This window comes from Winogradskyella sediminis (genome assembly GCF_003387355.1).
Taxonomy (GTDB): domain Bacteria; phylum Bacteroidota; class Bacteroidia; order Flavobacteriales; family Flavobacteriaceae; genus Winogradskyella; species Winogradskyella sediminis.
In genome coordinates this window covers 970266-996070 of the sequence record NZ_QUNH01000002.1, presented here as the reverse complement: position 1 = coordinate 996070, position 25805 = coordinate 970266, and the positions used below count along the sequence as shown (strand labels likewise).

Here is a 25805-nt window from a genome sequence, read left to right as displayed (position 1 = left end):
GATAAATCTTAATCAAAATAAGACGTTTATCGCTCATATTTATTGACCTTAAGGAAATATAGCTGTTATATTAATCTTTATTTGGTATTATAGTATCTTTGCAAACTTAGATAATAAACTTACCTATGAATACTACTATTTTAGACGTTAGCCCAAAGGAAAACATCATTATCAAGGGAGCCAAGTTGCATAACCTTAAGAATATTGATGTCGTTATCCCAAGAAATAAATTAGTGGTTATTACCGGATTATCAGGTTCTGGGAAATCGAGTTTAGCATTCGATACGTTGTACGCTGAAGGTCAAAGACGTTATGTTGAAAGTTTAAGTAGTTACGCTCGGCAGTTTTTAGGTCGACTCAATAAACCTAAAGTAGATTACATTAAAGGCATTGCTCCTGCTATTGCTATTGAACAAAAAGTGAATTCTACAAACCCACGATCTACAGTGGGTACTACCACGGAAATTTACGATTATCTAAAATTATTGTTTGCAAGAATCGGAAAAACCTACTCACCTATTTCTGGTGAGCAAGTAAAAAAACACACCGTTTCTGATGTGATTAATTTTATTTCTCAGTTTGAAGAACGCTCTAAATTATTACTCTTAGCTCCTATTATTTTAGAGGAAGGACGAACTATTGAAAACAAACTTCAAACTTTACAGCAACAAGGTTATGCACGTATAAAAGTACAAGATGAAGTGGTACGAATAGATGACGCTTTAAAACAAACCATATCATCTGATAAAGACCTATTTTTAGTTGTAGATAGAATTGTATTTAAAAATGACGAAGACTTCCTTAACCGATTAGCAGATGCGGTTGGTACTGCATTTTACGAAGGAGTGGGCACCTGTATTATAGAATCGCTAGCCGATAAAAAACAAACCGTATTTAATAATAAGTTTGAATTAGACGGCATGTCGTTTTTAGAACCAAATTCGCATTTATTCAGTTTTAATAATCCTTATGGAGCTTGTCCTAAATGTGAAGGCTACGGTGATGTAATTGGTATTGATAATGATTTGGTAATCCCTAATACCGCGTTATCAGTTTTTGAAAATGCCATTTTTCCTTGGCGTGGAGAAAGCATGAGCTGGTATCGAGATCAATTGGTTAACAATTCTCATAAATTCGATTTTCCTATTCATAAACCCTATTTTCAATTAAGTGACCAACATAAAGCACTCATTTGGAAGGGTAACAAATACTTTGAAGGTCTCGATAGTTTCTTCGCAGACCTTGAATCGAAAGCCTACAAAATTCAAAATCGAGTAATGTTATCACGTTATCGTGGTAAAACAAAATGTAATGTTTGTAATGGAAAACGCTTACGTGTAGAAGCGAGTTACGTTAAAATAAATGATGCCACCATCACTGATTTAGTCGATCTGCCAATAGATGAACTTGCGGTATTTTTCAAAAATTTAAAACTTAGTGAAAGTGACGCTAAAATAGCGAAACGTCTTTTAACCGAAATTAATACACGTCTCGGTTTTCTGTCTAACGTAGGTTTAAATTATTTAACTTTAAATAGAAAGTCGAATACACTGTCTGGTGGTGAAAGTCAACGTATTAATTTAGCCACCTCCTTAGGGAGTAGTCTTGTCGGTTCTATGTATATTTTAGATGAACCAAGTATTGGCTTACACCCCAAAGATACCGAACGATTAATTGAAGTGTTAAAATCATTACGAGATTTAGGCAACACGGTCATTGTTGTTGAACACGATGAAGATATTATGAAAGCAGCAGATAGCATCATTGATATCGGACCAGAAGCCGGAACCTTGGGTGGAGACGTTGTAGCAGTTGGTGATTTTAAAGACATTTTAGCGGCAGAGACCTTAACAGCAAAATATTTAAATGGAGACCTAGAAATTGAAGTTCCTAAAAAACGAAGAACCTCCAAGTATAGTATTGAAATTGTTGGTGCTCGTGAAAACAACTTAAAAAATGTAGATGTTACGTTTCCATTAGAAATGCTCACCGTTATAACGGGAGTTTCTGGAAGTGGAAAAAGTACTTTAGTAAAAAAGATATTATTTCCAGCCATACAAAAAAAACTTACGGGCTTTAGTGATAAAATTGGTCAGGTTTCAGAAATAAAAGGCAATCATAGCAATATTCAGCATGTAGAATTTGTAGATCAGAATCCCATTGGAAGGTCTTCGCGTTCTAATCCTGTAACCTATATCAAGGCTTATGACGACATTCGGGCTTTATTTGCTGCACAAAAGCTAAGTAAAATTAGAAATTATGCAGCCAAGCACTTTAGTTTTAATGTTGATGGTGGGCGTTGTGAAACCTGTAAAGGAGAAGGAGAAGTAACCATAGAAATGCAGTTTATGGCAGACGTGCATTTAACTTGTGATACTTGTAATGGCAAACGCTTTAAAAAAGAAGTATTAGAAGTTAAGTTTGAAGGTAAATCTATAGACGATGTTCTAAATCTTACCATTGATGATGCTATTGCATTTTTTGAGAAGCATAATCAAACTAAAATTAAAGGAAAACTACAACCACTTCAAGATGTTGGTTTAGGCTATGTTACTTTAGGACAGTCCTCTTCTACCCTTTCTGGTGGTGAAGCGCAACGTATTAAGCTCGCTACATTTTTAGGAAAAGGTAGTAAAAGTGATAATGCGCTTTTCATATTTGATGAACCAACCACAGGACTTCATTTCCACGATATTAAGAAGTTATTGAAATCCTTTCAAGCGTTAATTGCCAAAGGTCATTCAATTATTGTGATTGAACACAATATTGATTTGATAAAATGTGCCGATTACATCATTGATTTAGGTCCAGAGGGAGGAAAACATGGTGGACAACTCGTTGCGGCAGGCACTCCTGAAGCCATTGTGAAAAATAAGAATTCGGTTACAGGAAAGTATCTTAAAGAAAAATTATAAGATGGCTTTACCCGAAGATTTTCATAACGATGTTATTGAAACTAGAGAAAATACGCTTAGTGATACTAATAGTATAAAGTCTAGAGTTTCAATCTCGCCTTTAAAACCTGGTGGATCCAGTTTTAAAACGCATGTTTTAATTCAGGCATCTCCTTCAAAATTAATTTACAAGCCTTCCATTGGTGCTGCCATCTTCAGCTTCATATTCTTTGCTGTTGGTTTGGGAGTTTTATTTTTTAATCTCGTTCCTTTTTTTAAAGGTAATACAGAATCCGTTTCAATCAATTGGTTTCTCATCCTTTTTGGGTTAATATTTGCTGGAGCTGGTGGTTTTATGTTTTATATATTTTATAAACCTCGAGTTTTCGATAAACAAATCGGCCTGTATTATACCACATATGCTTTTAAACGTAATGAATCGCGAAAATCATTATCTAAAGATTATGTGCCGTTACCCTCTATAATAGCGCTACAAATTATAGGAGAACATGTAAGCAGTGACGATGGTTCTTATAAAAGTTTTGAACTCAACTTAGTTTTAGATGATGCTTCTAGAAGAAACGTTGTTGATCATGGTAATTTAAAATCTATTATTAAAGATGCTGAAATGTTGAGTGCATTTTTAAACATACCTATTTGGCATGCTGGCTCTAATAACAACTAATAATACATAAAAGCAAAAAGCCCTATTACTATTACTGCTATTAATACAAAAGGAAAGAACACCATAGTAGATAGAGACGTCTTAACAAAACTTAAAAACCATCCTTGATTATAAAAGCGTTTTATAGCTATGAAAAGATATATAAAACAAGATAACGCAATTAAAAAATCTATCGAATCTGGTATTTCATAAATTAAGTTGATACCAAAGATGATACTCAACACGGTAAAAATAAACGAAAAATAGTAAAAACTAAATACCAAGTGATGTGCATAAGTTCCTCTTTTAAAATAGAACAGTTTAAGAATTAAAGCAAAAATTGGTAGAACAAAAAACAAGGCAATAGGCACCGTATCATAAAATGTACCCACAATATTACCTGCATCCTTTGATTTGTAAAACTTAAGGACCTGAGCATATAATTTTCGCAAAAACCAGCCATCATCTTCCTCTAATCCCATGGATTTGTATATAACCTCATCAGATGCGTTAACACTAAGTAAAGAATCTATTTCTGACTCATCAAAACCAAATGATATGTCATTCTTCTTAGGTAAGGTATCTAATTTAATTATAGAATCAATTTCTTTATCGCTCATTCCTGTAATGAACTTATTCTTCTTAAGTGCCATTTCAATTTCTTTTCGAGCCACAGAATCTTTAACTTGTTTTATAGAGTCTCTTTTTCTGGTTTGAATTGAATCTAAAACTACTGTACTGTCTTTGTCAAAAATTTCTTGAAAATCATTGTTTAGCGTATTAACCTGATCTCTTGCCGTAAACGAAAAAATAAAAAAGAACACTACAGAAATAAACAAATACATCTGTGCAGGATGTAGATACATTAAACGTTTTCCTTTTATAAATTCTTTAGCTAAATAACCAGGTTTAAACATTAAAGGAATAAAGCTTACAAAAAAACGCGCATCAAATGAAAAGTAATTACTAATAGTATTATAAAATAGCACACTAATGGTCAGCTCATCATTTGCTTTTTGACCACAATGAGGACAAAATTGAAAACTCTCATCAAAAGATTGTTCACAATTCTGGCAATGTATTTGATTCGGTTTCATGGTCGATTGTTCGTCTTGCTTTAAAAGTAATAAAATTTACAACATCTCAAGTATAAATATTAAAGCACATACTACTAATTGTGGCTAATTCAGTTACACTTGTTTAAAACACACTAACAATCAATGTTTTATATTTTTGGCACACTGTTTGTTTTATACTAACTGAGTTTAATTTAAAACCCAATTATTATGAAACGAATACTATATTTATTTGCAGCTTTAGTCGCTATAAGCACTACGGCATTCGCAACCAACACAGCAACATCGGAAGCAGATGCTTCAATTAATAACTATGTGAGAGGTTATGGTAATTCTTTCATATTTACTGAAGCAGGCATAGAATTTTCGGTTTTTGCAGATGGTCAGTTTGATTTTTACTTACCTAATTATGGACCAGACGTAAGCGTTGGAATTAATACTCCTGGTTTTAGTTTGAGCTTTAATACTGGTTATGATTACAATCCATATGTACAGTATGATGAATTTGGAGCAATAATTCAAATTGAGAATACTCCAATCTATTACGATTATTATGGACGTGTAAATCAAATTGGAAACATTTTAATCAATTACAACAGTTTTGGTAGAATAAGTCGTGTTGGTGGATTAAATGTATATTATAGAAACAATGTGTTTTATAGATATGATGGTTTCATCAATATTTACAACAGATCTTATGTTTACAGACCATGGCATAGATTTTATGCTGTACCACATATGGATTTTCGTGTTGTTCATGTCAACCCATACAGACAGTTTTATGCACCTGTAAGACATATATATTACAGACCTTATACTAACAATGTAAGACATTATAATATTAGAAGAGCCAATAATGGTCATGCGGTAAGACGAGCAACTACGATACGAAGAAGTGTAAGTTATGCTCAAACTCCAAGAAATAGAACTGAACGTAGCATCAGAACACGCGTAACACGAAATAATGCCACTATTGCGAACACGAGAGCAGCTCGTATAAATAGAACGGCTAGAACAAGTACTCAACGCCCTTCTAATCGATCTGCCACTACACGTTCTAATTCTAGAGTTTCTACGCCTCATAGAACGGTAACAACAAGAACTGTTACCACGCGTTCTAACGGACCTACTACAACTTCAACACGAACAGCAAGAAATAGTAGTGCAAATACTAATAGAATTAAAAATAATGTGACCAGAAGTAAAACTACTGTGTCTAACAATACAAGAAGCACTTCGGTAAGAAAACCGAACACAGCAAATTCTCGTATACATAACAAAAGTACATCCAATACGAGGAGTCAACGAAGTGCTGTACAAACAAAAAGTAAATCGTCGTCTGTTAAAGCAAGATCGAGCTCAAGTAGAACAAGCAACCAAAGTTCAACAAGATCTATCTCAAGACGCGTAAGAGGATAAAAAGTTTTTTTGGTTGGTTAGAAGTTCCCGTATATAGTATGCCTCAAAGCGCTTTACGGGAATTTCTTTATAAAAAAAGTACCTAAAGTTTAAGGTATTTTTTTATTTGATTTGAAATATCTTCTGAAACATTCAGCTTATAAATTACCACCGCATAAATTAAGCCAATAACTACAGATTTTATAGCAATATTAACCATAGGTAAAAACGGAAAATCCCAGAAGTAAAATGTTATAGATAACACTATTAATGTCAAGATAATTTTTAGTGACGCCTTAGAAAATGGCAGCATATTAAACTTACGTTTTACAAATATTATTTTGATAGTATTATAAATACAAACTGCTAAAAATGTAGCAAATGCAGAACCTTCAATACCAAATACAGGAATAAAAATTGCATTTAAAACAATTGCCATTACGGCTAACAGCACACCAAATAGAAGTACCATTCTGTAATAATCGCTATTGAACAATATCGCATTATTGTTCCCTAAACTATTATCATAAAGTTTTGCCATACTTACTATTAAAACAGTAAAAAGACCACCTGTAAATTCCTCTGGAAGTAAATTATATAGTTGATTGATGTTTAAAATAATCAATAAAAATATGAATCCACTCACTACTAATAAAGTCAAAGAGCTACGTTTATATAAATCCTCCAAAGATGCATAATCTTTTTCGTTGAGATATTTAGCGGTCAACGGTAACATAATTTGATGCATGGCGCGTTGAGGCACAGCAATCACCGTAGCTATAAAAATAGCGACACTATAATAAGCAACTTGCTCAATATCGGGCAACATTAAGCCAATCATAAACTTATCTATATCTAAAATAAGCATGGCCACAGAACCCGCAATAATCATTAAAGCTGCATATTTTAAAATTGAAGATTGATTTTTTAAATTCTGAAATGTTAAAGACGGAAACCTTATCGAAAACGCATACAATTTCATGATGAGCATTCTTAAAACATAAACTCCAACTAAAGCGATAATAAAACTATCTACGGACAACCATTTTAAGTACACAGCAAATAGCAGTATCATAATACCAACTCTATGAAAAATCTCTTTCATTACATTTCCAAAAACGGTTTGCATTTGCACTTTAGTCCATGAAAAAAAGATTTCAAAATAAGCCATGGCTATAGCGAGTATAAATATATGCCACACGTAATTCTCTACAATTTGATTTTCATTTGACAGCCATTCTACCAGGCCTTCGTAAGCTATATAACCAACCAACCCAACAGGAATTATAAACAACAATGGTAAAAACAGCATAAGCGTTAAAAAACTATTAATGCTGTGCTTAGACTTAAATGTTGAATAAAATTTAACAATAGCGTTATGAACTCCAAAGGCCATAAAAGGCATCATAATATTAGCCGCTGAAAGCAAAAATGCGACCAAACCATAATAGTTATCCGATAAAAAATTGGTGTAAAGAAAAAGTGTATTAATGGCTCCAATACCAAAACCCACGTATGTGGTAACGGTATTTTTAAATGACTGGTTTAATACAATTCCCATAGTGAAGCAAAATACAACTATAAAATTTTAATTCTTACGCGATTTTATTAAACCTGCTAACTTTTCAGTTAAGGCCTTACGGCTATAAGATTGTAAACCAACCGCATTCACTTTTAATGTCTTATTTTGATAAGCTTCAAAATAACTAAGTAATTGCGCTTTTAGTTTCGATTTTTCGTGGTAATTAAAGTAAGTTCCGGTATTTGTTGATGTAATTATTTTAGCCACATCAGCATCTTTAGGACCTATGGCTAATATAGGTGTTTCAGAAGTTAAATATTCAAAAACTTTACCTGCGATGATAGCTTTGGTCACTTCAGAATCAATTTCAATTAATAGTAATAGTTGCGATTTCATTTGATATTTTATCGCCTCTTCATGACTTACATATCCCACAACATCAACATGATGTCTTAATCCTTTTTGATGAATCGATTCTATAACATCATCACTTACTACGCCTATTAATTGTAATCTAAAGGCTTCAGAAAAGGCTTTATTTTCTTCTACTAATTCAGACAAAGTTTCCCATAACACCAAAGGGTTTCGTTCTGATAGTAGCGACCCAATATGAGATAAAGTGAACTTTTCGTCTTTCGCTTCTACTCTAATTTGGTGTGTGTCGTATCCGTTTGTAATCACAGTAATGGGCTGTTTCGTTTTAGTTTGAAACTCATTTTTAGTATGATGACTAGTTACAATAATATGATCTGCTGTATTCAACACATCGCGTTCTAATTTTAAATGTTTGGCTTTTGATGCTGCTGTTAATTTTAAATCTTTATGGTAACCAATAGTAGTCCAAGGATCTCTAAAATCGGCAAACCAACTCAGGTTTAAACTGGCTTTTAATTGTAATCCTATTAAGTGTAAACTGTGAGGAGGACCAGTAGTAATAATGGTTTCGATGTGATGCTCATTTATATATTGCGTGAGAAACGCTACTGAAGGACTAATCCAATTTTTACGAGCATCGGGAATAAAGAAATTGCCTCTTATAAAAAGCATCGCTTTTTCTACAAACGACTGCTTTTTGACTTTAGGAATGACTCCTGAACTTATTTTTTTTGATTTTCCCTTTGAAAACAAACTGGCTAAGCCATAAGGCTCAATAATTGGTTGTTTTAAGATGGTTATATCTTTAGGAATTTCAGCTATTAGACTCTCATCCCTAATAGGATAATTTGGGTTTTCAGGACAATACACTACAGGCTCTATATTAAATTCAGGTAAGTACTTAACGAATTTTAACCAACGTTGCACACCTGGACCTCCTGCTGGTGGCCAATAATAGGTAATTATGAGTGCTTTTTGTTTGCTCATGTCTGTCATTCCTGCAAAAGCAGGAATCTATTTATTAATTACTAATTATGGGTTCCTGATTTTGCAGGAATGACAATTCAAGCTTTTTGTTTTTTCACCTCAAGAAATAAACCAGCTAATAACAAGAGTCCTAAGATAACAGAACTTGCCAAGGCTACTTTACTTCCCGTTTCTACGACCTGCGGTTCAAACTTAAATTCAACCGTATGCGTACCCTTTGGCAATTCTAAGGCTCTTAAGACATAATTCACTCTAAAATGTGGCACTAATTTACCATCGATGTAAGCCTTCCAACCATGCGCATAATAGATTTCTGAAAATACAGCCAATCCTGTATTACCGTTATTTGATTCGTATTTCAGATAATTCGGTTTAAATTCTTTTAGCTGTATAGAAGCTGTTGAATCTACTTGATAAGTCGTTTTTAACTTATATTCCGTTTGAACAGTTTGGTTTAAAACAGCCGTTGTTTTTGTATCTAAACTGTCTAATGCTAAAATTTCTTGATTGGCATCTGCGACGACTTTTAATTTTGAAACAAACCATGCATTGCCATTAGCATCAGTATTGGTATATGGAAATATTTGGCCTTGGTCTTCTGCAATGATATACTTGGTGTTTAACATATTGAGTACATTCATGTTGTTTTTATATACATGAAACTCTAGTAACTCTTCTGTACGTCCTAGTTTTGCAGCACTATAACCCAATAAAGAGTTATGATAATAGGCTGCTTTTGCAGGTTTACGCTGCCCTTCAGAAGACATATCCATAACCCTAAAATGCCCTTTATCTTTTAAAATTTCTTTATCAGCTTGATTTGGTTGATAAGGTTTATCGACTTTAACAGCGGATATAAAATTATCGTTATTTACATATTGTTTGTCAACCGTCACCAAATCAAAAAGAATTAACACCGCAAAAACAACCACAACTAAATTCTCTGATAATTTCTTCTTTAAGAATAAATAAATTGTACCTGCAGAAAGTAAAACTAAAATTAAGGTTCTAATTGTATCTGATGTCATTAATGATTTTCGGTCTTCAATAACAGCATCCATAAAAGCTTGTCCATAAGCACTAATATATTGATCATCTCTTATGCCTTCAAAATCAAATAACGCTGATTTAAACAGTAAAAATATAACTGCCAAACCAGCTGTGATTCCTGCCGAAAATAATAATGCTTTTAATTTATCCTCCTCTTTTTCAAAATCATTAAACAAACGCGATAATGCAAACATGCCTAAAACCGGGATACATAATTCTAAAATCACCTGTATTGAACTGACAGCTCTAAACTTATTATAAAACGGTATATAATCGATAAAGAAATCGGTAAGAAATCCTAGATTTTTCCCATAAGATAATAACAGTGATAAAACAGTACCTCCTACAAGCCACCATTTTAAACGGCCTTTTACTAAAAACAACCCTAATACGAATAGGAAAATTACAACAGCTCCAATATAAGCTGGAGCTTCAACGATTGGTTGATCTCCCCAATACATTGGTGCATTTCTCGCCGCATCTAAAGCTTCTATTGGAGAAGCTCCTAATTTAATATAAGCTTCATAAGTCTCAGAATCTTTGCCAACATCTTCGTAGTTGCCACCACCCATAAACTTTGGGATATAAAGATTAAAGGTTTCTAAAATGCCGTAACTGTATTCTGTTATGTAATCTTTATCTAAACCTGTTGTGACCTCTTTTGGTGATCCATCTGCAATAATGGTTAAATCGCTTTGGCCACGTGCACTTTCCTTAACATACTCTTGTGTTGCCATGATACCTGTAGCATTAAGGCCTACAGCTAACAAAGCAGCAATAGATAATAATCCAACCGATTTAAAAAAGTGAGGTAATATTTTTTTTCTATAGGCATCTATCAAATAAGCCAATCCAAGAACTAACACCAGTAATAAAAGGTAATAGGTCATTTGGAAATGATTAGCAACCAGCTCTAAACCTAAAGCTATTGCTGTTACTATAAATCCAAGTATATATTTCTTTCTAAATGTAAGTATAATACCTGCTAATACTAAAGGCATATACGCAATAGCGTGTGCTTTAGAATTATGTCCTACACCTAATATAATGATAAGGTATGTTGAAAAACCAAAAGCTATTGCTCCTAAAGCGGCAAGTTTAAAATCAACTTTTAAAGATAAGAGTAGTATATAAAACCCTATAAAATAAAGAAAGAGGTAATCTGCCGGTCTTGGCAGAAAGCGTAAGGTTAAATCGAGTTTTTTTATATAATTGTGCGGATATTTTGCCCCTAATTGATACGTTGGCATGCCACCAAAAGCACTATTTGTCCAGTACGTTTCTTCTCCAGTAGCTTCAGCAAACTCTTTTTGCTGTTGGGCCATACCAATGTAATGCATAATATCACTTTGGTTGATTTTTTTACCCTCTAAAACAGGACTAAAATAAACTAAAGAAACTACTACAAATCCGATTAAAATTAAGACATGCGGTAGTAAACGTTTTATAGAAAATGACATGAGAATGCTTTAAGTTGAGTGATTCTGAAAAGTAGTTATTTTTTTTGAAACTTTATAAAAGTTCCCCTTATACTGATTTAAAATCAGTAAGAATACAAGTAGAATTTAATCTATTTCTTCGTAATCAATGTATTCACCCACTTTAGGGTTAGAACCTTTATTTTGGCTCGGCATTTTATCAATTACTGTTTCTCCTTCTTTCTGCTTCTGTTGCTGTCTTTGTTGGCTAGAATTTTGGAATCCACCAAATTGACCACCAAATTTTTCTTCTGCTTTCTTTGCCACAAAACGTACCAATAGCGGAGCAAAAAGGCGAGACAATACCTTAAAGCCGTAGTACACTAAAAGTATAATTAATATCGTTTTTAATAATCCCATGGACTAAACTTCTTAAATGATAAAATTTAATATTATTCAAAAATACAATTATCACCATTTATAATACGTTATTATTCCTTAAAAAAACTATAAAATCTATATATTTGACTCGAATCTACGATAGACAAAACGGTTTTAAATCATAAATAAAATGAGAAAACTCAAATCAAGCTTTATAATATTACTCACAATTTCTTTTAATTCTGCATTTGCACAATACACCGAAGTGATTAATTCTAACAGACCTGGTGTCTCTAAAAGTGCTTTTTCAGTAGGAACAGGGATTGTACAGTTTGAAGCTGGTGCCTTTACTGTTAAAGAAGAACATGCCCTTGCCAATTATGACGTCTCAGGGTTTGGTCTCGATTTTGGATTAAGATACGGTGTCCTTTTTGAGCAGTTAGAATTCTCGTTAGATGGAGTCTATCAAAACGACAATATTACGTATAACAACGCAACGATTCCTATAGAAGATAAGCGTTCTAATTTTAAAAACTTTACGTTAGGTGCTAAATATTTAGTTTACGATCCATATAAAAATGCAGAAGATGCCCAACCTAATTTATACAGCTATCACGCCAACACTAAATTTAGCTGGAAATCTTTAATACCTGCAGTAGCCGTTTATGCAGGTGCAAATTTTGATACTGAAAACAATCCTTATACTGCAGCGGACATTGAAGGGTTTAGTCCTAAAATTATGATAGCAACCCAAAACAATTTTAACAACGGTTGGGTTTTTGTAATGAACTTAATAAAAGACAGAATTGGTACAGACCAGTCCGATTTTCAGTATATATTTACATTAACCCACTCGTTTACTCCACAGTGGGTCGTTTTTGGAGAAGCACAAGGTATAAAAAGTGATTTTTATGCCGATAATATTTTTAGATTTGGAGGAGCTTATCTCTGGACTAAAGATTTTCAGTTAGATGCCAATATTGCATTTAATACTAAAGACACACCAACAGTCTTTAATATTGCTTTCGGAGCTTCATATCGTTTAGACTTTCATAAGGATAAAGAAATCGACAATGGTAACGGTAATGATGGTAATTTTAAGAAGAAGAAAAAGAAGAAGAAAGAAAAGAAAACCGACGATTTCGATTCTTAATAAATAGCTTTCCTAACTACATGATAACAATTAAAGAAGCCACATCAAAAAAGGACTTAAAAGCATTTGTTCGATTCCCTTTTTCAATATATAAAGATTCTAAATATTGGGTACCACCTATTATAAGACAAGAGTTAGAAACCTTTAATAAAGATAAAAACCCCATCTTTAAAGATGCTGAAGCACGGTTTTTTCTCGCTTATAAAGGTGAAGACATTGTGGGTAGAATTGCAGCTATTATAAATTGGTTAGAAGTAGACAAACAAGGCATAAAAAAAATGCGGTTTGGATGGTTTGATTTTATTGATGATTTAGAGGTAAGTAAGGCTTTATTAGAAGTCGTTGAAAATATTGGAAGAGCACAACAATTAAGTTATGCAGAAGGACCCGTAGGATTTTCTAATTTAGATAAGGTTGGAGTCATGACCGAAGGTTTTGATCAATTAGGCACAATGATTACATGGTATAACCATCCATATTATATTGACCATTATATGGCGCACGGCTATACCATTGAAAAATCGTATTCAGAAAATAAATTTCCGTTTAGCAATGTAAAACCTGAATTCTTTAAAAAAGCGCAAGACCTTATTAAACGACGTTATAAAATTAGAGCACTCAACCTTACAAAAACACAAGAGGTAATGCCTTATGCCGATCGTATGTTCGATTTATTTAATGAGAGCTACTCGTCTTTATCTTCCTTTGTAGAAATAACCGATATTCAAAAGGCATATTTTAAAAAGAAGTTTATCAGCTTTGTCAACCCTGAATACATTAAATTTGTGGTAGATGAACACGATAAATTAGTCGGATTTGCTGTTGTAATGCCAAGGTTTGCAGGTGCATTACAAAAAGCGAACGGTAAGTTATTTCCGTTTGGGTTTTCGCATATTTTAAAAGCTAAAAAATACAGTAAAGACGTTATATTTTATTTAATAGGAATTCATCCAGATTATCAAAATAAAGGTGTACATGCTGTAATTTTCAATGAATACTATGAAACCTTTAGACAAAAAGGAATCGAAACTTGTTACCGAACACCAGAGCTTGAAGACAATGTGGCTATAAAGCAAATATGGAAACACTTTGACCCTAAAGTTTACGCACGTCGCAAAACATTACGAAAAGATCTGTAACAGTAAAAAATTACGGGAGTAAAAAACGGTCATCACTTAAAAGTGATGACCGTTTTTTTTTAGGGATAACTCTAAGTGAATTATTCACCCATTGCAGCTATTAATGCTGCTGACATTCTTTTATATGTACCGTTTACTAAGCGCTCTCTAATCGCATCAAAAGCGTCTAAAGTTTCTTTAACATCTTCTAGGGTATGTGTTGCTGTAGGAATCATTCTTAATAAGATTAATCCTTTAGGTATAACTGGGTATACCACTATAGAACAAAATATTCCATGATTCTCACGTAAATCTCTAACCAAAGCCATAGCTTCAGGAATACTTCCTTTTAAATAAACTGGAGTCACACAGCTTTGTGTCGTTCCTATATCAAAACCACGATCTTTTAAACCTGATTGTAACGCATTAACAATCGTCCAAAGATTCTTTTTAAGTTCTGGCATTGTGCGTAACATATCCAAACGTTTTAAAGCTCCGACAACGAGTTGCATTTGTAAGGACTTTGCGAACATTTGAGAACGTAAGTTGTATTTTAAGTAGTCAATAATTTCTTGATCAGCTGCAATAAATGCACCAGTACTTGCCATTGATTTTGCAAAAGTAGCAAAATAAACGTCTATTTCATCTTGTACACCTTGCTCCTCACCTGTTCCTGCGCCAGTAGCACCAAGTGTACCGAAGCCATGAGCATCATCTACAAAAAATCTAAAGTTGAATTTTTTCTTTAGTTCAACAATCTCTTTTAATCGACCTTGTTCACCACGCATTCCAAAAACACCTTCCGAAATCACTAAGATTCCACCACCTGTTTGCTCTGCCATTTTAGTAGCGCGTTCAAGGTTTTTCTCTAGGCTTTCAATATCGTTGTGTTTGTAAGTAAAACGTTTTCCCATATGCAAACGAACACCATCAATAATACAAGCGTGAGCATCTACATCGTATACTATAATATCATCTTTTGCAACCAAGGCATCGATAGTAGAAACCATACCTTGATAACCAAAGTTTAATAAATATGCTGCCTCTTTATTAACAAAAGCAGCTAATTCGTTTTGTAATTGTTCATGTAAATCGGTGTGACCAGACATCATTCTGGCTCCCATTGGGTAAGCCGAACCATATTTAACACCAGCTTCACCATCTACCTTCCTCACTTCTGGATGATTTGCTAAACCCAAATAGTCATTGATACTCCACGTAATAACATCTTTACCTTGAAACGTCATTCTATTAGAGATTTCACCTTCAAGCTTAGGAAAAACAAAATATCCTTCGGCTTGAGATGCCCATTTTCCTAGTGGTCCTTTATCTTTATAAATCTTTGCAAATAAATCCTTCATGCTCTAATTTTACAGTTATCAAATTGTTTACACAAAAAAACATGCATAATCAATCAATAATCATTAAGTTAATTTAATCTTGTTAGTGCTCGCAAAATTAATTAATAATATTATGATTGCATAATTTATTTAATTAAGTATTAACTAAGTTTTGAACAATAAAATGTGGCTAAATGATTACACATTCGTATTTCAAATTGTGGGATGATATGTATACCTTATTTTAATAATTTAATATTTATGCAAACGGTATAGAGAACAAGTAAAACTACAGCATTCTAAATGTTTATTTCGCTACAACAAAACCAAACTAATTAACTAGATAACAAGTCATTGAAGTCAAATATTTACTATAAAAAATACTATTAAATCATATAGAATATTTAGTTAAATTCTCGGCATATTTCCATACTAAAAGTGCTCCTTCAAAGATTTAAAAAATTCTCGCTTAGATAAATTAAAACAAAAAAACACCTATCACAGTTGCCTGTGATAGGTGTTTTTATAATCTATAAATACTTTATTTAACGTATTCTATACTCGATTGCACAAGACGCGAACTGTCAAAAAACCCTTGATCTTCCATCCATTTATCATTATAAACTTTACTCATATAACGTGATCCATGATCAGGGAATATCACTACAATTTTATCCGAAGCTTTAAATTCTCCTTCTTCTTGTAATTGTTTTATAGCTTGCATTGCTGCTCCACTTGTGTACCCAACAAATAGACCTTCAGTATTTGAAATTTCTCTTGCCGTATGAGCGCTTTCTTCATCTGTAACTTTTACAAACTTATCTATAGCATCAAAATCTGTGGCCGTAGGAATTAAATTCTTTCCTAAACCTTCAATTCTATAAGGGTAAATCTCTTTGTCATCAAACTCACGCGTTTCATGATATTTTTGTAATACAGAACCATAAGCATCTACACCAATAACTTTTACATTTGGGTTTTGCTCTTTTAAGTACTTAGAGATTCCAGAGATAGTTCCTCCGGTTCCACTACAAGCAATTAAGTGTGTGATCTCACCTTCTGTCTGTTCCCAAATTTCTGGACCAGTAGAGTTGTAATGCGCATCAATATTTAATTGATTAAAATACTGATTGATGTAGATAGATCCTTTATTCTCTTCGTGTAAACGTTTTGCTACTTCGTAATAAGAACGTGGATCATCTGCTTTAACATGCGCAGGACAAACATAAACCTTTGCACCCATAGATTTTAACATATCTATTTTATCTGCAGAAGATTTAGAACTCACAGCCAAAATACATTCATAGCCTTTTATAATACTTACCATAGCAATACTAAAACCTGTATTACCAGATGTCGTTTCTATAATTGTATCTCCAGGTGATAAAATACCTTGACGCTCTGCTTCTTCAATAATATGTAATGCAATTCTGTCTTTTGACGAATGACCTGGATTAAAAGCTTCTACTTTAGCATAAAAATCGCCATCAAAGTTGGCAGTCATTCTATTTAATTTGATTAGAGGAGTGTTACCTATAAGTTGTAACACATTATCAAATACATTTTTGTTGTTTTTCATAAATGAAATTTTTCAGCAGTCGTTATTTATTAGACACCTAAAACCTCGCAAAGGTAACATTTTTTTTCAAACTATTCTGTAATTCCTTCTAAATCGAGTAAGAACGCAAACTCTTCTGCGTCTTCTTTTAGGCTTTCAAAACGGCCAGATGCACCACCATGTCCTGCATCCATATTAGTTTTTAAATATAATTTATTTGAGTCTGTTTTTAGTTCTCTAAGTTTGGAAACCCATTTTGCTGGCTCCCAATATTGTACCTGAGAATCATGAAGCCCAGTTGTAATCAACATATTAGGATACTCCTTTGCTTCTACATTATCGTAAGGTGAATACGATTTTATATAATCATAATAGAGTTTATCGTTAGGATTTCCCCATTCGTCATATTCACCTGTAGTTAAAGGTATAGAATCATCTAGCATCGTAGTAATAACGTCTACAAAAGGCACAGCGGCAATAACACCATTATATAATTCTGGTGCAGAATTAACAATAGCTCCCATTAACAAACCTCCGGCACTACCTCCCATAGCATATAAATGTGAAGATGACGTATAGCGCTCCTTGATTAAATGAACAGAACACGCTATAAAATCTGAAAATGTATTCTTTTTATTTAATAATTTACCTCCTTCGTACCAATGACGCCCTAAATACTCACCACCTCTAACATGTGTAATGACATAGATAAATCCACGATTTAAAAGACTTAGCCTTACTGTTGAAAAATAAGGATCTATTGTAGAACCATAACTGCCATAAGCGTACTGCAATAGCGGATTATTACCATCCTTTTTAAGGCCTTTTTTATATACCAACGACATCGGAATCTTTGTTCCATCGTCTGCAGTGGCCCAAATACGTTCGGATATATAATTGTCTTTATTAAATGTTGGATCTAATACTTCTTGTTCTTTTAAAACAACTTTAGTTTTAGTTCGCATATTAAAATCTATAACCGAAGTTGGTGTTGTTAAGGAATTGTAGCCATATCTTAAAATTTCGGTTTCAAAGTCTACATTAATACTAGTATAGCATGTATAGGTTTCGTTATCAAAAGGCAAATAATAATCATCGGTTCCGTCCCAGCGTTTTATTCTTATTTCATTTAAACCATTTCTACGTTCACTGATAACTAAGTAATCTTTAAAAATATCAATACCTTCAATTAAAACATCATCTCTATGTTCTATGACTTCTGTCCAATGTTCAATTGCTGTATCAGATTCTGGCGTTTTCATCAATTTAAAATTCGTCGCCTTATCTTTATTCGTTAGAATATAAAAATGATTATCGTAATGCGAAATACTATATTCTAGACCTCTAATTCGTGGCTGAAAAACCTTGAATTTTCCTTCAGGATTATCGGCATCCAAAACATGGTACTCATTGGTTAATGTGCTGTAGCATGCGATAATAATATATTTTCTAGATTTTGACTTGTAAACGGCAGCACCAAAGGTATCATCGCCTTCTTGAAACACAAGTTCATCTTCAGATTGATCTCCTAAACGGTGTTTATAAATTTGAAATGCCCTTAAAGTAACCTCATCTTTTTTAGTGTAAAATAAAGTGGCATTGTCATTAGCCCAACTTGATGAGCCTGTTGTACTCTCTATTCTATCTTCAGCAACCTGATGCGTTTTTAAATCTTTTATATATATAGTGTAATTTCGTCTTCCTGTGGTATCAATTCCATAAGATACCAGTTTATTATCTGGACTAATACTAATGCCTGCCAATTTAAAATAGCTTTCCCCTTCCGCCATTTTATTGCAGTCAAATAATAACTCTTCAGGATTATCTAAGCTCTCCTTTTTTCTAGTATAAATAGGATAATCTTTTCCCTTTTCATATTTAGTAATATACCAATACCCATTGTATTTATAAGGTACAGAAGAATCATCCTCTTTAATTCTGGCTTTCATTTCTTCAAACAAATCTGCCTGAAACCCCTTAGTATGTGCCATCTGAGAATCACAATAATCGTTTTCGGCATTCAGGTAATCGATAACTTCGGGATGCTCTCTATCCTTCATCCAAAAATAATTATCAATGCGAACATCTCCGTGCTTTTCGAGTTGATGAGGAATTTTCTTAGCTACAGGAGGATTTATATCAGATTTTTTTATCATTTGTTATGAATATTTATTCTAAAAAGAGGCGCAATTTAGTAATTTTGCATCGTAAAATTTTAAAACACTAGATTATGTTTGGAGATATGATGGGAATGATGAGCAAATTAAAGGATGCTCAAAAAAAAGTTGAAGAGACAAAACAACGCCTACACACCGTTTTAATTGACGAAGCGAGTAATGACGATAAGCTAAAAGTAACAATCACAGCCAATAGAACTATTAAATCTATTGCCATTGATGACGAGCTACTAGAAGATAAGGATATGTTAGAAGATTATTTAATCTTAACTTTAAATAAAGCGATTGAAAAAGCAACAAATGTGCACGAAACTGAAGTTGCTGCTGTAGCTAAGGAAGGGATGCCAAACATTCCTGGCATGGATATGTTTAAATAGTTCTTACCAATTATAATGCTCGATTATTTTAAATCGAAGCATTTCTCACTCTTGTCACTTTTACGATTAAAGTACTTATACACATCATTAAAAATAGTACCCAATACATAAAAGATAGGTGAGACATTGAACTATTACTGGTAAAAAAATAGTCGTAAATTTTAAAAATAGATAGCAGTATAATAATGATATTGCTAAAATTATAAATAGCTATCCTATAGTTTAAAACTTTAAAATTTGATGCTTTGTCTAAAAGGTCTATCCTTTTAGGCAAGGCTTTGATATTCAATATTATACAGACTAAAGTCAAAAGAACAGTGGTGTAAAACCAAAAAATACTTCAATAAAAATATTCAACTAAACGAGAACTACCATATAACAAGAGTATGACAATAGCTGTATGGCAGCAAAATAGGTTCTGTTTTTATAAACCATCACTTTTATTTAAGCTTACGTAAAACTTCTAATAAGGTATTGTGCATAGCATCTGTATAATCTAGATGAGTAACCATTCTAAGCTTACGACTTCCCATACCAATTATAAAAATATTATTTTCTTTTAATTTATTTAAAAATTTTGCTTCATCGACATCTTCATTTAACTCAAAAATAACAATATTGGTTTCAATAGGTTCCACTTTTTTAATCATAGACAATGTAGACAACTCTACTCCTATTTCTTTAGCTTTTTTATGGTCATCAGCCAATCTTTCAATATTATGATCTAAGGCATACAAACCTGCTGCAGCTAAATATCCTATTTGCCTCATATTACCTCCAAAGAGTTTTCTTAAGCTTAAGGACCGCTTCATAATGTCTGCATCACCGATTAAAACAGACCCTACAGGACAACCTAAACCTTTACTTAAACAGACCGAAATGGTATCGAAAGTATGTCCATATTGCACTGGCATTTCATTTTTAGCAACCATAGCATTCCACACTCTTGCACCATCGATATGAAAGCCTAAATTATGCCTTTTACAAACGGTTTTAATTTTTTCAAATTCTTGAAAATCCCAGCAAGCACCTCCACCTTTATTAGTCGTGTTTTCAACCTCAACCAAACGGGTTTGACTATAATAATATTCGGAAGGATTAATGGCTTCTTCCACTTGCTCTGCTGTAAACATACCACGTTGACCATCGATTAATTTACAAGAAGCTCCGCTATGAAATGCCACGCCACCGACTTCATAATTATAAATATGAGCGTATTTATCACAAATTACCTGCTCTCCAGGTTGCGTATGCAATTTGATAGCTATTTGATTCGCCATACTGCCTGAAGGAAAGAATAGCGCCTTTTCCTTTCCGAATAAAGTTGCTAATCGTTCTTCAAGCTTATTAACCGTAGGATCTTCTCTAAAAACATCATCTCCAACTTCAGCCGAAAACATAGCATCTAGCATACCTTTAGAGGCTTTAGTAACTGTATCACTTCTTAAATCTATAATCATATTAATTTTTTCTGTAAGGTTGAAAATAATTAAATTAATGCTTTTTACAATCCATAAAACTACGGAAATTCCAAAAAACCGATTCAAAATTATGGCACTTTATTCACGCGCCTTATATTTGTATAAAACTATCTTAAACTATGATTACATCAGATCAAATAAAAGATCTTAATTCCCGTCTAGACGTACTTAGACAATATCTTTGACTTAGATGCTAAACTTATAGAAATCGCTAACGAAGAAGAACAAACATTTGATCCAAATTTCTGGAACGACTCTAAAGCGGCCGAAACGGTTATGAAATCCATTAGAGAGAAAAAGAGTTGGGTTAATGACTTTAACAATGCCAAATCGCTATTTGAAGATTTAGAAGTCATCTATGAATTCTACAAAGAAGACGAAGCGCCTATGGAAAATGTGGAAGCGCGTTTTAAAACTGCAACCGATGCCATTGAAAAATTAGAGTTTAAAAATATGCTGTCAGAAGAAGGAGACAGTCTCAGTGCTGTACTTCAGATCACTGCTGGAGCAGGTGGAACAGAATCTTGCGATTGGGCTAATATGCTAATGCGTATGTATTTAATGTACGCAGAAAAAAGCGGCTTTAAAGTTAGAGAACTCAACATGCAAGAAGGTGATGTTGCTGGTATAAAAACCGTGACTTTAGAAATTGAAGGAGCTTATGCTTTTGGATGGCTTAAAGGAGAAAATGGAGTGCATCGTTTGGTTCGAATTTCACCATTTGACAGTAACGCTAAACGTCATACCAGTTTTGCCTCGGTATATGTTTATCCGCTTGTTGATGACACTATTGAAATAGATATTAATCCAGCTGATATTGAAATTACAACAGCGAGATCTAGTGGAGCTGGCGGACAAAATGTAAATAAAGTGGAAACCAAAGTGCAACTTTTGCATAAACCATCTGGTATTCAAATTCAATGTTCAGAAACGCGTTCGCAACACGATAATAGAACAAGAGCGATGCAAATGTTGAAGTCTCAATTGTATGAAATTGAATTGCAAAAACAAATGGCTCAACGTGATGATATTGAAGCTGGAAAAATGAAAATTGAATGGGGAAGTCAGATTAGAAATTACGTTATGCATCCCTATAAATTAGTTAAAGATGTCCGTTCATCACACGAAACCGGAAATGTAGATGCTGTAATGGATGGTGATATTGAACCCTTTTTAAAAGCCTATTTAATGATGATGGGCCAAAAAGAAGATTCGGCATTATAATGGTGATAATCAATTTAAAATACAATTAAAACCATGATTTTTCACTATATTAGATTTCAAACATCATAACGTTTAACAACAAATAAAAGCCTCTCGCTTTCTCGAGAAATATTATGATTAAAATATACCACAATCCACGTTGTTCAAAATCGAGACAAGGTCTTGCCATATTAGAAGCATCTGGTAAATCTTTTGAAACCATAAAATATCTTGAAAACAATTTAACCTCTGTAGAGTTACAGGATATTATTATAAAATTAGGAATAAAGCCTATAGATTTAATCCGAAAAAACGAAGCCATTTGGAAATCTGAATATAAAGGAAAATCGCTTACCGATAACGAGATTATTGCAGCTATGGTTAACCATCCAAAGCTCATAGAACGTCCTATCGTTATTAATGAAGATAAAGCAGTTATAGGCAGACCACCAGAAGCTATTAAAGACATTATTTAACTTTACTATTATGAAAAAAGTAGTTTTATTTATTTTTGCTATTCTGTTAGGTTTAAACGTGCACGCGCAACGTCGAGGAAGTAGCCTCAACAATATACCACAAAGCAACAGAGAACCTACTAAACAAGAAATTGCAAAGTACGAGCGCGAAGCAGAAGAACGCAAAGAACAATACATTGCCAATTTCTTAACCACATTAGAAGCTGATGAGTTTCAAAAGCAAATCATTAAAATTAATTTAAACAGTTTTCTCGAGGAAAAAATAGCGCTTTTAAATACCAAGTTCGAACATCGTTTAGATCGTGAAGAAGCTGTAAAAAATTTAGAAGACACCCATTTTTTAGAATTGCAAGAACTGATTTCTAAATCTGACATGGAAAAAATTAAAGAACTTATTAAAGGTGATTTTAATGAAAAAGAGGTGGTTAAGGATAAGAAAAAAAAGCGTAAAAAGAAGAAGCGTAAAAACAATGACGATTAAAGAAATCTCTTACAACCATTGTTAAGCTGTCATCTGATTTATCTTTAACAGAAGATTAACCAAATCTAAAACAATGAAGTGTATTTTTGCATTTAATCAATGTACCAAATACTAACTCATTGCAATGAAACTACACACTTTTACCACATTATTTTTAATATTTTCTCTCACCTTTTCTTTTGCTCAAAAAGATGTAAAAATTGAAGGAACTGTTATTGAACAAGACACTAATATTCCTTTAGAATATGCAACTGTGGTTGTTAAATCAAATACTGACAACAATATTGTTACAGGTGGTATTACAGATGCCAAAGGTAAGTTTAAAGTGGAAGTTCCGGAAGGAACTTACGTTATAAGCGTAGAGTATATTTCATACAAAACCAAAACTTTTCCTGCTCAGAACATCACAAAAGACACCAATTTAGGTACTATTAGTTTAGCCTTAGACGTCGATACTTTAGACGAGGTAATGGTTGTTGCCGAGCAAACTACTGTAGAAATTAAATTAGATAAAAAAGTATACAATATTGGCAAAGATTTAACCACAGCTGGTGGTACTGTTAGTGATGCACTAAATAATGTTCCTTCTGTCGCTGTAGATGTTGAAGGCGCCATAAGTCTTAGAGGTAATGAGAATGTTCGTATATTAATAAATGGAAAACCATCCGCAATGGCTGGTTTTGGAGATAGCAATATCTTAAGTCAATTACCTGCAGAAGCCATTGAGCGTGTTGAAGTGATCACCTCTCCTTCTGCAAGATATGATGCTGAAGGAACTGCCGGAATTTTAAATATTATACTTCGTCAAAAAGAAACCTTAGGTTTTAATGGTTCTGTTAGTCTTACAGCAGGACACCCAGATAACATAGGCCTCTCTGCCAACCTTAATTACCGTACTGAAAAATTCAACCTATTTTCTAACTTTGGTTGGAGATATTTTGATGCGCCAAGAAACAGTTTTAATGATGTCACCTATTTTGATCGTGAAGAAGACGGAACAATTGTAGAGCCAGATTATAGACGTATTCGCGAAACTCAAGAAGTAGAGCGACTTAACCGAAATTATAATGCAAATCTCGGAATGGAGTACTTTTTAAGTGAATCGTCTTCTATTACCGGAAGTATATTTTATAGATTGGGTAGCGATGCGGATTTATCTTTAAATAACAGTGAGCGATTTATTGACGGTGTTATTGTAGAAGAAACTTTGAGACGCGAAAAAGAAACACAAGATGACAATAGCTACCAAATTGCCTTAAATTACGAAAAACGTTTTGGTGACGATAGCGACCATAAATTAACTGTAGATTTTCAGTTTGAAGATGATACACAAGAAGGATTTACCAATTTAAATGAAGATTATATATTTATAAATACTAATAACCCAACGGATTTTCAAATTGAACAAGAATTCACCGACGAGGATAATAAAGAATACTTATTTCAGGCCGATTACGTGTTACCATTAGGAGAAAATTCTAGATTTGAAGCCGGATTCAGAAGTAATCTTGAAAACGAAGTAACAGATTACAGATTGATACAAGAGGATACGTTAACCGGATTTTTAGAAGTTAATGATACGCTTACTAACAAATTTGATTATGATGAAAATGTAAATGCCATCTATACGCAATATGGTACTAAACTTGGTAAATTTTCATTCTTATTAGGACTACGCTTAGAGCACACACAATTAAAAGGAAAGATCGATTCGCGTTTAACAGATGAAGAGCTAGTTGAAGCATTTGGATTTCCAATTGAAACCGATTTTGACAATAATTATTTAGGCTTATTTCCAACCGTTAATTTAATTTATAATCTAAGTGGCGATGAATCTGATAGTGAAGAAAGTATTACTTTAGGCTATAATAGACGTATCAATAGACCAAGAGGCTGGTTTATTAACCCTTTCCCTAGCCGATCTAGTAGAACAAATGTATTTCAAGGAAACCCTAATATAGAACCTGCTTTTTCAAGTGCGTTTGATTTAGGTTATTTAAAACGTTGGGACGATTTCACTTTAACAACTTCAGTGTATTACCAACACGAAACAGATTCGTTTGAGCGTGTTGAGGAAAATACAGGTCAACAAACTACTGACGGGATTGATATCATTAGAACAATACCAATTAACCTATCTTCTAACAAACGTACTGGTGCAGAATTAGGAGTATTATATAACCCTGCAAAATGGTTACGTTTAAATTCTAGCGTGAATGTATTTCAATTTGAAACGGATGGTGAATTTAATGGTGTAGATTATAGCACTAAAAACACTAGTTGGTTTGCTCGCTTTAGTTCTAAGGTTACTTTACCTGGACAAATAGATTGGCAAACAAACGCAAGATACCGCGGAGCACAACAAGATGCTCAATCAGATACCGATGGTATTTTGTCTATTGACTTAGCCTTTAGTAAAGAGTTGCTAGAAAACAATCTTACGGTTTCATTAAGTGTACGTGATTTGTTAAACTCTAGAAAGCGTCAATCTACAACGACTACAGAGTTTTTTGAACGCTATAGCGAAAACCAATGGAGACAACGCCAAGTCAACATATCGCTTATTTATCGCTTTAACCAAAGTTTAAATAAACGAGATAATCAGCAGCGAAATGCTAATGGTGGTGGCGGAGATGATATGGAATTTGAAGGTTAAGAGCTTCGTTTAAATAAAAA

Annotated in this window: 19 protein-coding genes; 10 read left to right on the top strand and 9 right to left on the bottom strand. The window is 33.3% G+C overall.

Annotation, left to right across the window (positions count from 1 at the left end; all coding sequences use genetic code 11):
* The first annotated feature begins 125 nt into the window (after positions 1-125).
* Together uvrA and C8N41_RS11755 are read left to right on the top strand one after the other, a co-directional pair.
* Complete coding sequence (gene uvrA, locus C8N41_RS11760; RefSeq protein ID WP_115839386.1) at positions 126-2915, top strand: excinuclease ABC subunit UvrA; 2790 nt, start codon at positions 126-128, stop codon at positions 2913-2915.
* A 1-nt stretch (position 2916) separates the two neighbouring features.
* Positions 2917-3579, top strand: a complete 663-nt coding sequence (locus C8N41_RS11755; protein ID WP_115839385.1) for a hypothetical protein — start codon at positions 2917-2919, stop codon at positions 3577-3579.
* On the opposite strand, the gene C8N41_RS11750 is transcribed toward C8N41_RS11755, so the two are convergent.
* Complete coding sequence (locus C8N41_RS11750; RefSeq protein WP_092447344.1) at positions 3576-4655, bottom strand: DUF3667 domain-containing protein; 1080 nt, start codon at positions 4653-4655, stop codon at positions 3576-3578. The genes C8N41_RS11755 and C8N41_RS11750 overlap by 4 nt on opposite strands.
* A 189-nt stretch (positions 4656-4844) precedes the next feature.
* On the opposite strand from C8N41_RS11750, the gene C8N41_RS11745 reads away from it, so the two are divergent.
* Complete coding sequence (locus C8N41_RS11745) at positions 4845-6053, top strand: hypothetical protein (protein WP_115839384.1); 1209 nt, start codon at positions 4845-4847, stop codon at positions 6051-6053.
* 82 nt (positions 6054-6135) lie between these two features.
* On the opposite strand, the gene C8N41_RS11740 is transcribed toward C8N41_RS11745, so the two are convergent.
* From C8N41_RS11740 to C8N41_RS11725, 4 genes are all read right to left on the bottom strand, one after another.
* Complete coding sequence (locus tag C8N41_RS11740; protein WP_115839383.1) at positions 6136-7593, bottom strand: oligosaccharide flippase family protein; 1458 nt, start codon at positions 7591-7593, stop codon at positions 6136-6138.
* Positions 7594-7620: 27 nt separating this feature from the next.
* Complete coding sequence (locus tag C8N41_RS11735; RefSeq protein WP_170137120.1) at positions 7621-8916, bottom strand: glycosyltransferase; 1296 nt, start codon at positions 8914-8916, stop codon at positions 7621-7623.
* A 77-nt stretch (positions 8917-8993) separates the two neighbouring features.
* On the bottom strand, positions 8994-11426 hold the full coding sequence (locus C8N41_RS11730; protein ID WP_115839381.1) for a YfhO family protein: 2433 nt from the start codon (positions 11424-11426) through the stop codon (positions 8994-8996).
* 105 nt (positions 11427-11531) lie between these two features.
* Positions 11532-11804 (bottom strand): DUF4834 family protein, encoded by a 273-nt coding sequence (locus C8N41_RS11725; protein WP_092447339.1) that lies wholly within the window; start codon positions 11802-11804, stop codon positions 11532-11534.
* A gap of 151 nt (positions 11805-11955) precedes the next feature.
* Between C8N41_RS11725 and C8N41_RS11720 the strand changes: the two genes are divergently transcribed.
* Positions 11956-12918 (top strand): transporter, encoded by a 963-nt coding sequence (locus C8N41_RS11720; RefSeq protein WP_115839380.1) that lies wholly within the window; start codon positions 11956-11958, stop codon positions 12916-12918.
* 20 nt (positions 12919-12938) lie between these two features.
* A complete protein-coding gene (locus tag C8N41_RS11715) occupies positions 12939-14057 on the top strand; it encodes a GNAT family N-acetyltransferase (RefSeq protein WP_092447337.1) in 1119 nt (372 codons plus the stop codon).
* Positions 14058-14137: 80 nt separating this feature from the next.
* Here the strand turns inward: C8N41_RS11715 and C8N41_RS11710 are convergent, their stop codons facing one another.
* The 3 genes from C8N41_RS11710 to C8N41_RS11700 form a co-directional block, all read right to left on the bottom strand.
* Positions 14138-15397, bottom strand: a complete 1260-nt coding sequence (locus C8N41_RS11710; protein ID WP_092447336.1) for an aminotransferase class I/II-fold pyridoxal phosphate-dependent enzyme — start codon at positions 15395-15397, stop codon at positions 14138-14140.
* Positions 15398-15917: 520 nt separating this feature from the next.
* Positions 15918-16955: a PLP-dependent cysteine synthase family protein gene (locus C8N41_RS11705; protein ID WP_092447335.1), complete on the bottom strand. Its 1038-nt coding sequence runs from the start codon at positions 16953-16955 to the stop codon at positions 15918-15920.
* 71 nt (positions 16956-17026) lie between these two features.
* Positions 17027-19090 (bottom strand): S9 family peptidase, encoded by a 2064-nt coding sequence (locus tag C8N41_RS11700; protein WP_092447334.1) that lies wholly within the window; start codon positions 19088-19090, stop codon positions 17027-17029.
* A 74-nt stretch (positions 19091-19164) separates the two neighbouring features.
* Between C8N41_RS11700 and C8N41_RS11695 the strand changes: the two genes are divergently transcribed.
* The gene (locus tag C8N41_RS11695; protein ID WP_092447333.1) at positions 19165-19488 is read left to right on the top strand and encodes a YbaB/EbfC family nucleoid-associated protein; all 324 of its coding nucleotides are present in this window, start codon (positions 19165-19167) and stop codon (positions 19486-19488) included.
* A 440-nt stretch (positions 19489-19928) separates the two neighbouring features.
* Here the strand turns inward: C8N41_RS11695 and C8N41_RS11690 are convergent, their stop codons facing one another.
* Positions 19929-20948, bottom strand: a complete 1020-nt coding sequence (locus C8N41_RS11690) for a threonine aldolase family protein (protein WP_115839545.1) — start codon at positions 20946-20948, stop codon at positions 19929-19931.
* Positions 20949-21088: 140 nt separating this feature from the next.
* Between C8N41_RS11690 and prfB the strand changes: the two genes are divergently transcribed.
* The 4 genes from prfB (at position 21089) to C8N41_RS11670 (ending at position 25785) form a co-directional block, all read left to right on the top strand.
* A protein-coding gene (gene prfB / locus C8N41_RS11685) for a peptide chain release factor 2 (protein ID WP_115839379.1) occupies positions 21089-22193 on the top strand; the annotation gives its coding sequence in 2 pieces (ribosomal slippage) (positions 21089-21151 and positions 21153-22193; 1104 coding nt in all).
* 113 nt (positions 22194-22306) lie between these two features.
* Positions 22307-22648, top strand: coding sequence for an arsenate reductase (glutaredoxin) (arsC, locus tag C8N41_RS11680; RefSeq protein ID WP_115839378.1), 342 nt, complete (start codon positions 22307-22309; stop codon positions 22646-22648).
* A gap of 10 nt (positions 22649-22658) precedes the next feature.
* Positions 22659-23129, top strand: a complete 471-nt coding sequence (locus C8N41_RS11675) for a hypothetical protein (RefSeq protein ID WP_115839377.1) — start codon at positions 22659-22661, stop codon at positions 23127-23129.
* A gap of 124 nt (positions 23130-23253) precedes the next feature.
* Positions 23254-25785, top strand: a complete 2532-nt coding sequence (locus tag C8N41_RS11670) for a TonB-dependent receptor domain-containing protein (protein WP_115839376.1) — start codon at positions 23254-23256, stop codon at positions 25783-25785.
* Positions 25786-25805: the final 20 nt, after the last annotated feature.

What these genes read in the sequence shown, in the direction of transcription:
- uvrA (WP_115839386.1), top strand. Translation starts at nt 126, where the DNA reads ATGAATACTACTATTTTAGACGTTAGCCCAAAGGAAAACATCATTATC.
- C8N41_RS11755 (WP_115839385.1), top strand. Translation starts at nt 2,917, where the DNA reads ATGGCTTTACCCGAAGATTTTCATAACGATGTTATTGAAACTAGAGAA.
- C8N41_RS11750 (WP_092447344.1), bottom strand. Translation starts at nt 4,655, where the DNA reads ATGAAACCGAATCAAATACATTGCCAGAATTGTGAACAATCTTTTGAT.
- C8N41_RS11745 (WP_115839384.1), top strand. Translation starts at nt 4,845, where the DNA reads ATGAAACGAATACTATATTTATTTGCAGCTTTAGTCGCTATAAGCACT.
- C8N41_RS11740 (WP_115839383.1), bottom strand. Translation starts at nt 7,593, where the DNA reads ATGGGAATTGTATTAAACCAGTCATTTAAAAATACCGTTACCACATAC.
- C8N41_RS11735 (WP_170137120.1), bottom strand. Translation starts at nt 8,916, where the DNA reads ATGAGCAAACAAAAAGCACTCATAATTACCTATTATTGGCCACCAGCA.
- C8N41_RS11730 (WP_115839381.1), bottom strand. Translation starts at nt 11,426, where the DNA reads ATGTCATTTTCTATAAAACGTTTACTACCGCATGTCTTAATTTTAATC.
- C8N41_RS11725 (WP_092447339.1), bottom strand. Translation starts at nt 11,804, where the DNA reads ATGGGATTATTAAAAACGATATTAATTATACTTTTAGTGTACTACGGC.
- C8N41_RS11720 (WP_115839380.1), top strand. Translation starts at nt 11,956, where the DNA reads ATGAGAAAACTCAAATCAAGCTTTATAATATTACTCACAATTTCTTTT.
- C8N41_RS11715 (WP_092447337.1), top strand. Translation starts at nt 12,939, where the DNA reads ATGATAACAATTAAAGAAGCCACATCAAAAAAGGACTTAAAAGCATTT.
- C8N41_RS11710 (WP_092447336.1), bottom strand. Translation starts at nt 15,397, where the DNA reads ATGAAGGATTTATTTGCAAAGATTTATAAAGATAAAGGACCACTAGGA.
- C8N41_RS11705 (WP_092447335.1), bottom strand. Translation starts at nt 16,955, where the DNA reads ATGAAAAACAACAAAAATGTATTTGATAATGTGTTACAACTTATAGGT.
- C8N41_RS11700 (WP_092447334.1), bottom strand. Translation starts at nt 19,090, where the DNA reads ATGATAAAAAAATCTGATATAAATCCTCCTGTAGCTAAGAAAATTCCT.
- C8N41_RS11695 (WP_092447333.1), top strand. Translation starts at nt 19,165, where the DNA reads ATGTTTGGAGATATGATGGGAATGATGAGCAAATTAAAGGATGCTCAA.
- C8N41_RS11690 (WP_115839545.1), bottom strand. Translation starts at nt 20,948, where the DNA reads ATGATTATAGATTTAAGAAGTGATACAGTTACTAAAGCCTCTAAAGGT.
- arsC (WP_115839378.1), top strand. Translation starts at nt 22,307, where the DNA reads ATGATTAAAATATACCACAATCCACGTTGTTCAAAATCGAGACAAGGT.
- C8N41_RS11675 (WP_115839377.1), top strand. Translation starts at nt 22,659, where the DNA reads ATGAAAAAAGTAGTTTTATTTATTTTTGCTATTCTGTTAGGTTTAAAC.
- C8N41_RS11670 (WP_115839376.1), top strand. Translation starts at nt 23,254, where the DNA reads ATGAAACTACACACTTTTACCACATTATTTTTAATATTTTCTCTCACC.